At 63.8% G+C, this 16968-nt stretch carries 6 protein-coding genes; all 6 read right to left on the bottom strand.

Features of this window, described 5'->3' with window-relative positions; all coding sequences use genetic code 11:
- Positions 1–500: 500 nt before the first annotated feature.
- Positions 501–1322, bottom strand: coding sequence for a hypothetical protein (locus BM177_RS12820; protein WP_139223613.1), 822 nt, complete (start codon positions 1320–1322; stop codon positions 501–503).
- A gap of 238 nt (positions 1323–1560) precedes the next feature.
- On the bottom strand, positions 1561–3006 hold the full coding sequence (locus BM177_RS12815; protein WP_091683045.1) for a PepSY-associated TM helix domain-containing protein: 1446 nt from the start codon (positions 3004–3006) through the stop codon (positions 1561–1563).
- A 133-nt stretch (positions 3007–3139) separates the two neighbouring features.
- Positions 3140–4576, bottom strand: coding sequence for a DUF3526 domain-containing protein (locus BM177_RS12810; protein ID WP_091683043.1), 1437 nt, complete (start codon positions 4574–4576; stop codon positions 3140–3142).
- Positions 4577–4589: 13 nt separating this feature from the next.
- Positions 4590–6002 carry an ABC transporter permease subunit gene (locus tag BM177_RS12805; RefSeq protein ID WP_091683040.1) on the bottom strand — a complete coding sequence of 471 codons (1413 nt, stop codon included), beginning with the start codon at positions 6000–6002 and terminating at the stop codon, positions 4590–4592.
- Complete coding sequence (locus BM177_RS12800) at positions 5999–6715, bottom strand: ABC transporter ATP-binding protein (protein ID WP_091683038.1); 717 nt, start codon at positions 6713–6715, stop codon at positions 5999–6001. Before BM177_RS12800 ends, BM177_RS12805 begins: the two co-directional genes overlap by 4 nt.
- A 130-nt stretch (positions 6716–6845) precedes the next feature.
- On the bottom strand, positions 6846–16922 hold the full coding sequence (locus BM177_RS12795; protein ID WP_091683036.1) for a non-ribosomal peptide synthetase: 10077 nt from the start codon (positions 16920–16922) through the stop codon (positions 6846–6848).
- Positions 16923–16968: the final 46 nt, after the last annotated feature.

Here is a 16968-nt window from a genome sequence, read left to right as displayed (position 1 = left end):
CCGGGGCGTCTCGAATGGCGTCCCTGCGCTGTTAAAGCAATTAATCGTACAGCGCCGCGCGGCGAAGCGCTCACTCGCGAAACGGGCGGCGCGAGGCGCGCGGCATGACCCGGTCGCCGCGGCGGCGGATCGAGACGATCGGATGGGGCGGGAACCGCTGCGCGAAACTCGTCGCGTCCGCCGCCAGACGGCGATGGGGCCGGAATTGATTTCAAGCGCAGCGCACCCTCCCCCCGGTCCATGGATCGCTGAAAGCGACGCGGACGAACCTCCAATCTCTGATGACGGATGACCGCGGGCAAACCTGACATCTGGCGTGAATTATCGTGAAATTATTTTGAGCGCGGCGCGGGCGCGCAATTCCTTTGTCGGCGCCTCGAAATCGAGGCGGATCTCGCCGGGGCTTGCCTTAAGAGGCTTCACGCAAAAACGCCCCTCCAAATGGCTGGAGGCCGCCAGGAGAGGCGCAGAGCGACGAAGGCGAAGCTTTCCGGAAAAGTTCAGTTTCCGTTGAGCAAGGCCTTTAAAGCGGATTGAGGACGAGGCGATGGGCTGTGCATGTCGGCGGCCCGAGTGCCAGCCGGAGCGACGCCAGAGAACCAGAACTCCGGAGCCTTGACGTAAAAACTCGGATCGCCGTGGTGGGCACCGGTGGGATTCCAGAACGGGCCATAGGGAATTCGCGGGGATTCTGAAACCCATTTGCTATGGAATTCAATAGCCTGTTGTCCCTTTCTTTTTAGCTTGCCGGAGAGGACGAAGGCATATGTTCCCGGAAATGGCGTCACGAAATCGACACGGTCCCGGTAGCTCCACCAATCTTCGCTAAAGACTTTATTGGTGAGTTGCAGCTCCTTCTTGAAACTCCTGCAGCGATTTTTGTTGCGATTGTCGTACTTGTCATCATCGCAGATCGGGATCGGCGCTTCAAAGCCGCCGGGTGTTGTGAAGAAGTAGCCCGGGGGAGGATCTGAATCTTCCGTCACCCCGTTGTAATTGCTGTTCAGGTAATAAATCGTCGCTTTGACTTCGACGACGTCGCCTACGCTGACGTCTAGAGAATTGAAGTCATTATCACCGGGGCCGAATACCCAAAGCGGGAAGAAATCAATGTTGTTTTTCTTTCCCTCGCCAGGATAGCCCTGCGACGGATCCTCGTGCGAGAAGCCGACACAAATGAAGTATGCCCCTGGCGCAGGCGGCGTCGTGACGGTTGGCTGCCACAGATTTCGACACTCATGTGCGTTGGCGCCGCCGCTTAGCAGAGCCGACGCGACAAGCATTCCTGAGACAACAATTATTTTTGACAGTAGCCGAAGCATACTGATCCTCCTTTAATCATCATCGGTTGAGGACATGTAGATTGCGACGGCGGTGTCGCCACGCGTGAGTTAACACGTTTATCGGCGCAAAAACCTGACTCACTCACGCTAAAAGAGCATCAGACTTTTTGAGTTGCGAGTCAGCATACGTTCATTGTGGAACGTCCTCCGACTTGAAAATGGGAGCGGTTTGTCTGAGCTCCGGTCCCGAACAATGGCTGGCCGTATGGCGCATCGATCAATCAGCTGAGCGATTCCTCAAGGGGACAAGTCCGAGCCAGCGGCTTGCGCCGGGCGCAAAGCGGCGGATCGCCAGCTCCCCGGCCAGGATCGCGACGAGAGACAGTCCGAGCGTCGGCAGAAGCAGACCGAGCAGGACGATAAGGCCGAGCAGGAACGGCGCCAGCTTCGGCGCCCGCGTCAGGGCTGGCGGCGCCCCGAGCGAACCTGTCGGGCGGCGGCGCCACCACATCAATGTGGACGTGACGACGAGCATGAGATAGCCCGCCGCCGTCAAAAGTCCGAGCAGTTGATTGAACCAGCCGAAGAGCTGGCCCTGGTGCGCCGCGATGCCGACGTCGATGGTCTTGTCGAGCAAGCCATGCTCTGAAAAACCATCCTTTTTCACCATGCGCAAGGTCTTTGGGTCAAATTCGAACGATTCGCGTGCGGTGAAATTCAGAGAGGTCGACTGCACTGCCCAGTTGGGGCTTTCCGACGATGGCGGCGTGATCAGCACCGGCGGCGCGAGATGAAGCGCGGCCGCGATCGGATAAAGGCGATCAAAACCTTTTACGGAGGCCGCTGGCGCCCCCTCCTGCGCCGATTGGCTTCCGTACCCTAAATGCCCCGCATGCGGCCCGCCGGACCCGGCCTCCGCCGGCGCGGGAGGAGCGCGGTTATAGGCGTCGAGGCGCTTCGCCTCTTCGGACTCGGGACCGGCCGTCCAATCCTGTTCCGCCTGCGCCGCCTTGCCGATGCTCCGAATATGTTCGAAGGTCTTCCCCCAGATCGGTGTCCAGGGCAGCGCCGAAATCAAAAAAAACAAGGCGAACAGCGACAGATAAAGACCCGTGACGGCGTGGAGGTCGCGTAGAAATCTACGGCCGCCGAGGCGAGGGTATAAAACACCGGCGAGTCCGCTTCCGCGGGGCCACCAGAGATAGAGCCCTGTCAGCACCATGACGATCGCCCAGGCCCCGGCGAGTTCAACCGCGATCGCGCCCGATTGGCCGAGCAAAAGGGAGCCATGGATATCCCGCACGACTTGCGTGAAGCGGTTTTTCCAATCCGTCGTGTCGAGAATATCAAGCGTGTCCGGCCGGACCATCACTCGCAGCCCATGTCCCTCGGCGGTCATGAGATCGACGCGCGCCGCATCCGTGCGATCCTCGCGAAACTCCAGCGCTGCGAGACGCGCTGCGGGATTGGACGCCTGCGCCGCCGCGACCTGCTCATCGAGCGGCCGCGGCGCCTCGGAGAGCGCGAGATGGTCGAAGCCGCGATCGAACCAGGCGTCGATATGCGGCTGGAACAGATAGATCGCGCCGGTGACGCACAAGATGGCCACGAACGGCAGGCAGAAGAGGCCCGCATAAAAATGCCAACGCCAGATCATCCGGTAGGCGGCGCCAGGATTATCCGCCGGACGGGGGCCGTCCAGCGGCCGCGTGAGCATATTCATGGGCGTTTCCTTCGCTAAATCGGCAGTCTGACTCTATAACGGGCGGACCCGGGCGCTTCCAGAGACACGCCATTGCTGCTCAAAGTCTTGCGACGATTTCCCATCAGACAGATCCTTTCTGCTCGAAATCGCTCTAGTCGAGTTCCGGACGGCTCAGCAAGACCCAGCCGGCGGCGCATAACGCGATGTCCAGAGCGGCTAACTGGAGGAGGCCGACGGCAGCGTGACGAGCAAGTTTTGTGGCGGGGATGTCCTGGTATGCGAAGGCGGGAATGTCGTCATAGCCGTCAAAATGCTCGTCGCTGGCGAAGTGTGGATCGAGGAAACTCTTCACTGCATTCCGATGCCCTTCGACGGAATCGAGGTAACGCAGCCTCCGCGCCTGGTCATTGCCGCTCAAGGCGTTTGCCTCATGCTGAAAGAGGAGAGCGGGCGATGCGAACCTCAGCCATTCAATCGCCGCCAGTTGCCTCTCGTTCTGTTCTCGGAATCGCTGTTTTTCCGGTTCGAGCAGTCGGCTGGTTTCGGCGTTGACGGCGAGCAGAGTCGTGACAAACCCGTTTTGATTCTCGGCCTTGTCTCCGGGCGCGAGGTCCGGATGGTCCTGGAGATATTTCTGCAGCAACGCGCCGCCGCGCTGTTCCGACTCGGCTGTCGCGCGGCGGAGCGAATCGAGAAACTCGACACGGGAGGGCGCCGGATAGAGCTGTTTCAGGGCAAGGTTCAGTCCCGCCGGGACGATGATCACGAGCGCGAGCCACGCGCTGACGAGGATAAGGGCATTGGTCTCCGAACGCAGGCGGCAGGCGTTGACCAAGAATGCAAGCGCGAACCAGAACCCGCCATACGCGACGACGAGCGCGAGCCATAGGCCAAGATGAAGCGCCGCGCCGGACGCGCCGGGGTCGAACCCGGCAAGGAACAGCCCGACGACCACCGCCGCCGCCGCGCCGCCAAGGATTATCGCGGCGCGCAGCAGAGAGCCGACTCCGAGCCACAGGCGCAGCGGAACGGGACAGGACAACAAGAGGGGAAGCGTACCCTGTTCGCGTTCGCGCGACAGAAGGTTGAAGGACGCCAGCAAAGCGAGCAAGGGAAGCAGATAAATGATCACGTAGGCGCAGTCGAAGCGCCCCAGCAGCAGCCGCAACGGGTTTTCCCATTCATAGCTCGGCAGGAACGCAGGCCAAGGGCCGACGGCAACCCGCACGCAATAGGGAAGGAGATCGCTCTGGCCGACCGCGAGCGCGGCGAGCGGCGCTGGCGCGAGGCAGTCATGCAGCCGAAGGTACGCGCCTTCGAACCCGATGCCCGAGCGCGGGTCGATCCAGAAATCGACCTCTTCGGCGGGGTTCGCGTTGAGTTCAGCGGCTTTCGTCTTCGCCTCGGCGATCCGCGCCGCGCCGATCGATCCGGCCCTTTCGATGGCGCGCTCCTGAAATTTTCGCCATGCGAGGCCGTTGCTCAGACCAAAGCCCAGCGCGAGTACGCCAAACAGCAGTGCAGCCCACAACACGGCGTCCCGGCGGATGCGGCGCCATTCCAGCGCGCCGAGGTCCAGTATGGTCATATCGATCAGCCCATCAGACAGCTTTGATTGAGGCGGCGGCGCGAAACGCCGCGGCCAGCGCGCACAGCAGCCACAATCCGAGCAAGCCAAGGCCCGCTCCGTATTCTGCAAGCGCGGCGGACCACGCGTTCGGGCGGTAGTCGAAGGGCGGGATTTCCTGCCAGAGTTCCCGCCCGGCCGAGGCACCCCATTGGCCGTCGGCGTCGCGCACGCCGTGCTTCAGGATGTAATCGTTGATCATGGTGTGAATGACGCGCCGGTTCGCCTCGGCCTGAAGAACAAAATCGCGATGCTGTTCCAGATCATTGCCGGCGAGCGCCATGGAGCTGAGCTGCACGGCGGTCAGTGGCGAGAGCAAGGCGCCAAACTGGTAGAAAAGATTCTGCCAACGCAAAACGTCGAAGAACTCGGCGTAATGACGCTCGAAGACGCCATAAGCGGATTCTTCCTCCGCCTGCAGGGCGGCGCCTTCAAAGGCGAATGGAAGGTCCTCTACCTTGGCGACGCCGTATTTTTCGACGAGATCCTTGCGGGCGTCCTCCCGGCTGCGGGCCTCGACGGCGGCAAGCGAGGATTCAAGCGCCTGTTTCAATTCGATCGCCGGGTCGGTGGGGTAAGCGGCCCTCGCCCAATCGGAAAGGACGCGGGGCGCGACCAGCGTCGTCAGCGCCCAGAACACGAGCAGGATTGCGAGCGCCGCCGCCGAGGAGCGCCGCCAGGCCGAAACCGCCAGGGCGACGAAGATGAAAATTGCGAAATAGGCGCTGTAGATCAGCGCGAGGATCAAGAATCGCGCAAGCTCGTCCCACAGCAGCGCCGACGGTGTCACGGCCGCGATCACAGCCAGCGAAAAGACAAAAGCGGGCAGAAGGATCGGCGACAGCGCGCCGGCTGCGCCTGCCGCCTTGCCGAGCAGCAGATCGGACGAGCGCACGCCGAGGCTGGTGAGTTGCGCCAGGGTTCCGAGCTCCCGTTCGCGGGAAAAGGAGCCATAGGCGAGGAAGACAATGAGCAGCGGAATCAGGGTCTGGGCGACGATCGCGGGCGTCAGATCGCCGAACCGCTGAAGCGCGGTGGCGTCCTCGGCGGGCCGGTACAGCATCTCGTTCTGCTTGTGCGCCTCGAGCCAGACGAGGCTGCCGACATAGGGCTGCAGGCCGGTGTCGATCATGGCCAGAGGCCGCGGCGATTTGAACGCGAAAACGCCGTAGTGCGCCGCCCCATGCGGGTGCTTGTCGCCTTGGTCGAGCCAGCGTTGGCGCTCGTTATGGCCGGCGGCTTCGGCCTGGCGCCGCAGGTCGAGAAAATTCGCCGCCCCGAAGGCGCCGCCGACGAGCAGCGCGAGCGAAAGGATCAGCGCAGCGACGACGAAACGCCGGTCGCGGCGCAGTTCGAGAAATTCTTTAGCGGCGATCACCTGGATCATGCGGCGACCTCGGGAGAGCTCATATGGTCGAGATAAAGCCGCTCGAGATCCGCCGCCTGAAGATTGGCGGTCTCGACGACGGCGACGAGACGTCCCCGCCGCATGATCCCGGCGCGGGTCCCCGTCTCCTTGACGCGAAAGAGGTCGTGCGTCGCCATCAGCACCGCCATTCCGGAGCGCGCGAGATCGGCGAGCGTCACGGAGAGTTCATGCGCGGCCTGAGGATCCAGTCCCGAGGTCGGTTCGTCGAGGAGCAGCGCCTTCGCCTGTTTGGCGAGCGCGATGGACAGCCCGACCTTCTGGCGCATCCCCTTCGAATAGCTCCCCAGCCGATGGTCGATCGCGTCCGCCTGCAGGCCGCACCGCGCAAGAAGCGCGCGCAGTTCAGACGTCGTATAGCGGTGGCCGGCGAGGCGGCTGAAATAATCAAGATTCTCCGCGCCGGTGAGGTTTGGATACAGCATCACCTGCTCGGGAAGATAGGCGATGACGCGGCGGGCGCGCAGGGGATCATCTGCAACATCGACCTGGTCGACGAGGGCGCGGCCCGAGGTTTGCGCGATGAAATGCAGGAACAGGTGGAGGGTCGTCGTCTTGCCCGCGCCATTCGCCCCAAGTAGACAGAAGATTTCGCCCGCGCGGACCTCGAGATTGAGAGAGTCGAGCGCAAGGACATTTTGATATCGCTTTGTGAGGTTGATCGCCTGCAACATGATGGACCTGTCCGTCGGGCTTTTGGGGATAACGCCATGTTGTCTCGATGCGCCGGGCGCCCCGCCTTCACACATAGAAGCGCTCCAGACTTTGGGAGCGCTCCAGATTTCTGCCTGGATTTCATTTCCGTCATTTCCCGCCCGCCGGCGCCGCCCTGCGTTTGGCGACGCGCAGATGATCGGTCAGACTGGCCGCCCGGCCGGCGCGGGCCTCGCTCCGCAGCGCCCGGTCGCGCTCTTCGACGATGCCGGCAAGCGCTTTCAAGTCGAGGCTCGGCTCAGCAAGGACGCGGGTTAGAAGGAGCTGAAACAGTTCCGAGAACCGCGCGATGCTCTCCGCCGCGAACAAGCCGGAGCGGTATTCGAAAACGACGCGCAATCCTTTCCCATCTTCGTAGACGTGCAGAACGAGGTCGAGCTCGGCGCGGGCGGGCTCCAGAGGGATAGCTTCGAAGGTCAGGCCGGGCAGGGACAATTCGGCCAACGGAACGTTGTGGAACACCAGCTTGACCTGAAACACCGGCGCGTGAAACGGACTGCGTTCGGGTTTCAGCGCCTCGACCAGTTTTGCAAAGGGGAGCTCTTGATGATCATACGCTCCGAGCACCACATGGCGCACGCGGGCGAGAATCTGAGTGAAGCTCGGGTCGCGGGCAAGCCTGATCCGCAATGCGACGAGGTTGATGAAAAATCCGACGATGGGCTCGAACTCCCGGCGCCGCCGGTTGGCGACGTCGGCGCCGACGACAAGATCATCGGCGCCGGTGAGCGCGTGCAGGAACGTCGCGAGGACAGACAACATCGTCATGAACGGGGTGACGGCATGCTTCCTGTTGAATGTGTCGAAGGCGTCCCGCAACGCGCCGAGGTCGAGATCATGCGTCGCGGCGGCGTCGCCTGCGCCATCGCCTCGCGGTTGATCAAATGGCAGGTCCAGAGTGGGCGGCGCCCCCGTGAGCTGCGTCATCCAGTAGTCGAGCTGACGCGCCGGAATGTCGCTTTCCATTTGCTTGCGTTGCCAGACTGCGTAGTCGGGATATTGATGCGCGACCGGCTCCAATGACGGCGCGCCGCCAGTGGCGAAAGCCGGATAAAGCGCGGCGAATTCCTTCAGAAAGACGCCGAACGACCAGCCGTCGAAGACGATGTGATGAAAGCAAAGCAGAACGGCGCAAACCGGCGCCGCGCCGTCACGCGCCGGCGAAATTCGATAAAGCCGCGCTCTCATGAGCGGGCCGTGTTCGAGATCGAAGGGTTCGGCGATCCTGGCGTTCAGGCGGCGGTGGAGCTCGGCGAAGGCGGCGTCCGATGTCGCTTCCTCCAGTTCCTCTTTGGCGAGCGTGAGCCTTTCTTCAGCGCGCACCCGCTGAGTCACCCGTCCGTATTCTTCCTGGAACACCGTCCGAAGCGAGTCATGCCGTTGAACAATGGCGTTAAGACTGGCTTCGAGCGCTGCGGCGTCGATCGGTCCGGCGACCCTGACCGCCACGGCGAAATGGTAAAAGGGATTGCCGGGATCGAGCTGCTGCATGAACCAAAGCCGTTCTTGCGCGTGGGACAGGGGCGACGGCGCATCGCGCGGCGCCTTGAGCACCGGCGCTGCGGGCTCGAAAGCTTGCGCGCGGGCGATGTCGATGCGAGCCGCCAACGCTGCGATCGTCGGCGCCTCGAAGATGGCGCGCAGCGGCGCTTCGATCGCGAAGGCTTGATTGATGCGCGCGACCGCCTGGGTCGCCAGCAGGGAATGCCCGCCGAGTTCGAAAAAATTGTCTTGGCGCGCAAGATGTTCGCGCGCCAGCAGACCGGCCCAGATTGCTGCCACGATTTCCTCCGTCGGGGAGGCGGGAGCGTCGGAGGAAGCGATGTCGCGCGGCTTCGGATCGGGCAGGGAATTACGATCGAGCTTGCCGTTCTGGTTGAGCGGCAAGGCGTCAAGTTCGATCCAGATCGCCGGAACCATGTAGTCGGGAAGCCGCTCTCGCAAGAATACGCGCAGTTCCTCTGGTTGTATTTCTCCCCGCTCCCGGGGAACGAAATAGCCGACGAGACGCGCCCCGGCACCGCCCTCCCGCCAAGCCGCCACGGCGGCTTCCTTCAGGTCCGGATGGCGCTCCAACTGCGCCTCGATTTCGCCGATTTCGATCCGGTGGCCGAGGATCTTCACCTGGTGGTCGCTGCGGCCCAGAAATTCGATCGTTCCATCGTCGCGGTAGCGCGCGATGTCGCCGGTCAGATAGAGACGGTCCCCCGGGGGGCCGAAGGGGTCGGGCGCAAAGGACGCCGCGGTCAGATCGGGGCGGCCCGCATAGCCGCGACCGACGCCCATCCCGGCCACAGCGAGTTGCCCGGGAACGCCGACCGGAGAATGGTGCAGGCATCGGTCGAGAATATACAGCCGCAGATTGGCCGCGGGCCGTCCAATCGGAATTGTTGTGACCGAGGCGTCCGGAGCAGCCTCGATGCGATGATACGCGACATCGTCGGCGCATTCGGCCGGGCCGTAGGCGTTCAGCATGGGCGTCGCCGGATAATGCTCGAACCAGCGGCGGCAGAGTTCCGGCGTCAGCGCTTCGCCGGTGGGAAGCAGCCAGCGCAGCTGCTGCGGCCGCGCCGACGACTCGAGGCCATCGAGCATGGCGGCGATCATCGAGGGCACGCTCTCGAGAATGGTGATCCCCCGATCGCGAAGGGCGCAGCGCAACGCCGCGGGATCCTGCGCCACAGCGTCGGGCAGAATGTCGACGCAGGCGCCGCACAGGAGGGCGGTGAGGAACTGCCAGACTGAAATGTCGAATGCCTGCGGCGCCGTCTGCGCGATGACGTCGTCCGGACCAAGTCCGAGCGCCGGAATTTTCGTCATCAGGTTGTTGAACATTCCAAGCCGTTCGACCATCGCTCCCTTGGGCGATCCGGTCGAACCCGATGTGTAGATGATGTAGGCGAGATTGCGCGCCTCGACGCAAGGAACGGAACGACTCTCCGTCGCGCGCGCCGCGGCCGCCGCCTCGATTTCGGCAAGGGTTACGGCCTTTGCCGCGCCGGCGCGACGAGGTTCGAACTCCGGGAGCCATGCCTGCCCGCATACGACGAGATCCGCGCCGCTTTCCTCGATGATCGTCAGGCGCCGCAAACGCGGATGCCGCGGATCCAGCGGCAGGTACACCGCTCCCGCCTTCAGCACCGCGAGCAAAATGACAAGATAGTCTATGCCGCGTTGGTCAAGGACGGCGACGATGACCTCGGGTCCTGCGCCGAGCGCGATCAACCCCCTGGAGGCTTCGTCGGCTCGCCGGTCGAGCTCCGAATAGGACAGCGAAGCCGCGCCGCAGCGAACCGCCGGCGCCGCCGGACTCTTGTTCGCCTGGGCCTCGAAGCCGGCGACGAAGTCGGCGGGAGCGGGATAGGCGCATGTGACGTCGTTCCATTCCTCCAGCGCGCGGCGGCGTTCGATGGGGCCGCCGAGCCCGAGTTCTCCAAGGCGCGCATCCGGCCGCGCCAGCATGGATTCGATGAGGGTCAGGAAATGTCCAAGCATGCGGTCGATGGACGCGCTCTCGAACTTCGCCGCGTCGTAGGTGATGCGGACCGTGAGGCGTTCATTCGGGATGATCGTCGCCGTGATCGGGTAATTGGTGTGGACCCGATTGTCGGCGAAGCGCATGTCGAGCACGGAATGATCTTCGAGGAGGCTTCGGTCGATCGGGGCGTTTTCATAGACAAAAAGATGCTGGAACAGATCCGCGCCTTGCGGAACGTCGCTCCAGGCCTTGATCTCTACGAGCGGCGCATGCTCGAATTGGCGCGCCTCGAGATTGCGCGCCTGAATCTCTCGCCACCAGTCGCAGACTTTTTGTTCGTCACGCAGAGCAAGCCGCAGCGGCAGTGTGTTGATGAAGAGGCCGAGGGTCTCTTCAATCCCGGGAAGCGCGGCGGGGCGGCCTGAAACCGTGATCCCAAAGACGACCTCGCGGCGGTTGGCGTAGCGCCCGATGAGCAAAGCGAACGCCGCCTGAATCAAGGTGTTGGGCGTGAGGCCATGCTGCCTGGCGATCCCTTGCAGCGCCAGGGTCTGTTCCCGGCTGAGCGATCCCTGCGCATCCCTCACCGCGCCGCTGCCGGAGCCCGGCGCGCGGCGCTCGATGGTCAGGGGAGTCGGTTCGCGAAAGCCGGCGAGGCAGGTGCGAAAGAACGCTTCCGTGGAGGCGAGATCCTGGCGCTTCAGCCATCCGATATAGGTTTTGAACTGGGGAGCCGGGCGTTGCGGCAATGGCCGCTTTTCGGTCAGCGCCGCATAGGCGTCGCGAAACTCCATGAGGAGTGGAGAGGTGCACCATTCATCTGTCAGGATATGATGGTGGCTGCGCACGCAACGCCATCGTTCCTCGCCAAACCGGAACAGGCGAATTCGCATCAGCGGCGGCTTTTCGAGATCGAAGCCGTCCCGCTGCTCGGCGGCCAGAATCTCGTTTAGCCGGCCCTCCCGCTCGTCGTCCGAGAGATCGCGCCAATCAAACAGCGAGAAAGGCAACACCGCTTCGTTCCGGACCAATTGATGCGGCTTTTCGATTTGCCGCCACGCCAGCCCCGAACGGAGAATTTCGTGCCGGTCGACGGTGCTTTGCCAGGCTTTCTGAAAGGCGTCGACGTCAACGGAGCCGCGGATTTCGTATTGATCCTGCATGACGTACACCCCGCTGCCGGGATTGAGTAGCGAGTGGAACAGCATCCCTTCCTGAAGCGAGGTCAGGGGATAAAGATCAACAAGGCCGGGAAATTCCGCTTTCAGACCATCGACTTGCTCGGAAGAAAGTTCCGCAAGTGAAAAGCTGTCGGCTGCGAGGGCGGTTTGTCCGGGCGGACTGTCCACGGACTTCTGCAACAGGGGGGCGAGGGCGCTAATCGACGGATTGAGAAAGATCTGCCGCGGCGTGAGTTCGAAGCCTTTCTGGCGCGCCCGGCTTGCGACCTGGATGCTGAGGATCGAATCGCCGCCGAGGGCGAAGAAATTGTCCTGGGTTCCGACCTGTTCGAGGCCAAGGACCTCGCTCCAGATGCGCGCGAGAATCTCTTCGGCGGGGGTTTGGGGAGGCGCGTATCCTGATGTCGCGCCCGAGACGCCGGGGGCGGGCAAGGCGTTGCGGTCGATTTTGCCGCTTGGCGTCAGCGCAAACCCGTCGACCCGCACAAACAAGGACGGAACCATGTAATCCGGCAGACGCCCCGATAAATAAGTCCGCAACCGGGCCGGATCGAGCGCCGCCGCGTCTTCGCCCGCGACATAGGCGATCAGCGTCTTGCTTCCCGCCGCATCGTCGCGCGCGGAATCTGCCCTCACAACGGCGACGGCCTGCCGCACGCCCGCCGCATCGGCCAGAACCGCCTCGATCTCGCCAAGCTCGATGCGATGGCCGCGGATCTTCACCTGATGGTCGATCCGCCCGAGAAAATCGATCTCGCCGTCAGCCCGCCGTCTGCAAAGATCCCCGGTCCGGTAAAGCCGCCCGCCGGGCGGCCCGAACGGGTCGGGCGCGAACCGCTCCGCCGTCAGATCGGGACGGCCAAGATAGCCGCGCGCCAGTCCGACGCCGCCGATGTAGAGCTCGCCCGCAACCCCGACCGGCGCAAGCTCCAGCGCCGCATCGAGGATATAAATCTGCGTGTTCCAGATCGGCCGCCCGATCGGAACGCCCGCCTCTGCGCCGGCTTCGGCCTTTGCGCCCGCTTCTTTTGCCCGCGCGCAGGCATGGGCGGTCACGTCGATCGAGGCCTCGGTCGGGCCGTAGAGATTATGCAGCTCCGCCGATTGGAGGGCGTGAAACTGGTCGCGCAGGCGGACGGACAGCGCCTCTCCGCTGCAGATCACATGACGCAGGCCCGGCAGAGCCGGAACATCCGGCGCCTCCGGGAACGCCTGCAGGAACGCCTGCAGCATCGCCGGCACGAAATGCGCGACGCTCACCCTTTCGCGCCTGATGACCTCGGCAAGATGCGCCGGATCGCCGTGCTCCCCCGGCCGCGCCAGAACCAGGCGGGCGCCGCTCACAAGCGGCCAGATCAGCTCCCACACCGAGACGTCGAACCCGAACGGCGTCTTTTGCAGCACCGCGTCAGCCTCGCCCAGCCGGTAGCGCTCCTGCATCCAGGCCAGCCGGTTGACGACGCCGCCATGGGCGACGGCGACGCCTTTCGGCCGCCCGGTCGACCCCGACGTATAGATGACGTAGGCGAGATTCTGCGGCAGCGCCGCAAACGGCGGGGCGTCGGTCCGCATCTCTTCCAGGGCGGCGAAATCGTCGTCGAGACAAAGCCGCGCCGCGCTCTCTGGCAAAAGCTCCGAAAGCGCCGCGGTCGTCACGATCAGCGAAGGCTTTGCGTCCCCCGCCATGAGCGCCAGCCGTTCGCGCGGATAGGTCGGATCGAGCGGCAGATAGGCGCCGCCCGCCTTCCAGACGCCGAGGATCGCGACCACCAGGGCGAGCGAGCGCTCGAGGCAGAGCCCGACCACCCGCTCCGGGCCGATCCCCACATCGCGCAGGCGATGGGCGAGCTGGTTCGACAGCGCGTCGAGCGCGCCATAGGACAGCCGCCGCTCGCCGAAACAAACGGCGACGGCGTCAGGGCGTCGTCGCGCCTGCGCCGAAAAAAGCTCGTGCAGGCAGCCGCCCGGATAGGCTGCCGCCGTCGCGTTAAAGCCGTAAATCGCCTCGGCCCGCTCCTTCTCCGAAAGCAAGGGCAAAGACCCGATCCGGGCCGACGGCGAAACGACAAGCGCCTCAAGCAAACGCGAAAAATGATCGGACAGACGGGCAATCGTCGCCGGCGAAAATAAGTCGGCGCGGTATTGAAAGGAAAAAATCAGCCCGTCCTGCGTCTCGGCCGCCATGAGCTTCAGATCAAAATTCTCGACCCGCTCGGCGAGAGGAAGCGGCGCTGCCGCGCAGCCGCACCAGGAAAACGCATCGCCTTCCTCTCCCAAAGCCAGCGCCGCCAGTCCCGGCGACAGGTCCGAGCGCGCCTGCTGAAACGCGAAGGAAGTCTGGAAAACCGGCCAGTGATCGCCGTGACGTTCCGGTTTAAGCCGCTCCACCAGCTCAGGAAATGGAAAGGCTTGATGAATGAGCGCCTCGCGGAGGTCCGCGCCGAGCTGGCGCAGGAAGTCCGCGAAAGGTTGCGCCGCCTGCGGGCGCCCGAGGATCGGCGCGGGATTGACGAAATTGCCGATGAGGCCGGAAAAACCGCTTTCGAGCCGGCCGCTGGTGGGGACGCCGACGACGATTTCCTCCTGTCCGCTATAGCGTTGCAGCAGGACTTGATAGGCGGCGAGCAGGACGGCGAAAAGGCTGACGCCTTGACTTCGGGCCAGCGTCCGAAGCTTGGTCGTGAGGTCGGGGCCGAGCCGAAGCGATTTCGAGCCGCCTCGGTATTGGTGGACCGTGTGGAGGGGAAAATCGGCGGGCAGGGCCAGAACCGGAAGCGGGCCGCCGAGACGGCTGCGCCAATAATTCCAATCGCGGACCGCAAGCGGACTTTTGAGATAGGCTTGCTGCGAGCGTGTGAAATCGGCGTAGCCGAGACCTTGCGGCGCCTGGACGGCGGCGAAGTCGTGATAGGTTTCATCGAGCTCCTTGATGAGAAGCACGAGCGACCACAGGTCGACGGCGATGTGATGCGCGCAGAACAGAAGCCTCATGCGATCTTGCGCAAGGCGATAGGCGGAGAGCCGCACCAGCGGACCTTTTTCGAGATCGAAGGGCCGCCGCGTCCGCCGCGACATATCCGCCTGCACCGCGGCGTCCGTCCAGCCCGACGCGTCGAGGAAGGCGAACCATTGCGGGAGATTCGCCAGCGGTTCGGCGGACTGGCGCACCGCGCCGTCCTCGAAACGATAGACCGCGCGCAATTGCTCGTGACGCTCCATGACCCGCGCAATCGCCGCGACAAGGCGATCGCAGTCGAGATCTCCGGCGACGTCGAGCGCCAGATGCAAATTGTAGGAAATGCTCTCCGTGTCGAGATTGTGCGCGGTCCAATGCGCGCGTTGAGTCTGCGACAAGTCTTGCGCCTCGCCCGGCGGGAACAGGTCTTGCGCCTCTCGCGGCGACGACTGGACTTGCGCCTCGCGCGGCGGCGAAGGCGTCGCTGACCGGGTCGCGGGAGCGGCGAATTCCAGCGCTGCGATCTCGAGAGCCACCGCGCCGATGGGCTTTTCCGACATCAGCATTGCGAGGGGCAGATTGATCGGCAAGGCCGCTTCCACCGCATGCTTCAATTCGATCACTCGCATCGAATCGAGGCCAAGTTCGCCAAGACTCGCCGAAGCGGGAATATGCGCCGCCGCGCATCGCAAGAGTCGCGCGGCTTCCGTCCGAAGAATGCGTTCGATAATCTCCGGCGGGGATTTTTGCGGCGGGCGGCCGGATGAGTCTTGACCCGGTTCAAGCCCTTCGGCCGCCGGCTCTATCCCGCGACGCGCAAGGATCTGCAGCGCGCCGGCGAGATAGGCCTCGCGGCAAGCGCGGCGACGGACCTTGCCGCTGGTGGTTTTCGGGACGGCGCCTGGATTTGTCAGGACGATTTCGCCAATTTCGAGATCGTATTCGCTAGCGATGGCTTCTCGAATCGCCTGAAAAATGGATGCCGGCCCGCGCGAGCGGAAAGAATCGCGCTGCGCCTCCGCGACGAGGATCAGTTTTTCTTCTCCGCCGATGTCGGCCGAGAAAGCGGCGTTGCAGCCCGAACGGAGCCCCTCGACATGATCGAGGACGCGTTCAAAATCGGCGGCGTAGTAATTGGCCCCCCGGACGATGATCAGGTCCTTGATCCGTCCGGCTATGAATAAGGACGCGCCGCTCTTGAAACCAAGATCGCCGGTCCGCAAAAACGTCCCGTCTCCCGCGGCGGCGCGCGCTCTGAATACCTCCTCCGACAACGCGGTCTGACCGAAATATCCCTGCGCGACGCTGGGACCTGCCAGCCAGATTTCGCCGACACGCCCTTCCGCGCAATCGATGAGCGTGTCCGGATCAACGATCTTCACCTCGTGTCCCGGCGCGCCATGACCGCAGCCGACCAGAGCGGTCCTTTCCTCGACGGACCCCGGCGCGACGACGGCCGCGCCTTGCGCCAGAGCCGCCTTGTCGAAACCCTCCACATGCGGCGCGCAGCCTCGCGCGGGCCCGCTCACGAACAGGGTTGCTTCGGCCAACCCGTAGCAGGGATAGAAAGACGCGCTGCTGAATCCGCATTCGGCGAAAGCCGCGGCGAAGCGATCAAGGGTCGACGCCCGCACAGGTTCGGACCCGTTGAACGCAACCGCCCAACTCGTCAGATCGAGGCCGCGCCGGTCCTTGGGAGAAATCTTGCGCAGGCATAGTTCGTAGGCGAAATTCGGCCCGCCGCTGGTGTGTGCGCGATAAGCGGAGATCGCCTCGAGCCAGCGCAGCGGCTTTTCCAGGAAGGCGAGTGGCGGCATCAGGACTGCGGTTCCGGCCGCGTAAAGCGGCTGGAGGACATTCCCGATGAGGCCCATGTCGTGATAGAGCGGAAGCCAGCCGACGACGACGGGAGCGCTGTCATGCGCAAAAGCGCCCTTGATGGCAGCCTCGTTGGCGATCAGATTTCCGTGGCTGACCATCACCCCCTTGGGCTTCCCGGTTGAGCCGGATGTATATTGCAGGAAGGCGATGCTGTCGGGCCTGATGTCCGAGGGCGTCCAAAGCGCCGCCGCGTCGAGGTCCATCCGATCGGTCGAAATCCAGACGAGATCCTCGCGCGCCCAGGCTTGCGCGCCGAGCCGCGAATATTCTTCGCGCAATGCTTCGGTTGTCAGAACGAGGGCCGGAGCGCAATCCTGAACGATGGGGCGCGCGCCCTCAAGCCGCCGGCGCGAGGGCGGATACGCGGGGACCGCCACGATCCCTGCATAAAGACAACCAAAGAAGGCCGAGATGAAATCAAGGCCGGGCGGATAGAGCAAAAGCGCGCGATCGCCCGGCCGGGCCGCTTCAAGCAACCGGACCGCGATGGCTCGCGCATGAAGGTCGAGTTGTCCAAACGTTAAACTCGCGGATTCCGTCTCGCCGTCGCTGAGGAAAACAAAGCCGGCGCGTTCGTCGTCGCCGGCGCGCGACCGCAGCAGACTGACGACGTCCGACGGGTCGCCCGCCCGCGGCCCGGGGGACGACGCCTCCTCCGCAAGCAACCTCATGAGTGGCCGCTCGGATCCTGCGGCGTCTTGCACCGCGACGTCTTGT

The organism is Methylocapsa palsarum (assembly GCF_900114285.1).
GTDB classification, from domain to species: domain Bacteria; phylum Pseudomonadota; class Alphaproteobacteria; order Rhizobiales; family Beijerinckiaceae; genus Methylocapsa; species Methylocapsa palsarum.
The sequence above is the reverse complement of the archived record's forward strand: the minus strand, read 5'-3'. Positions and strand labels throughout refer to the sequence as shown.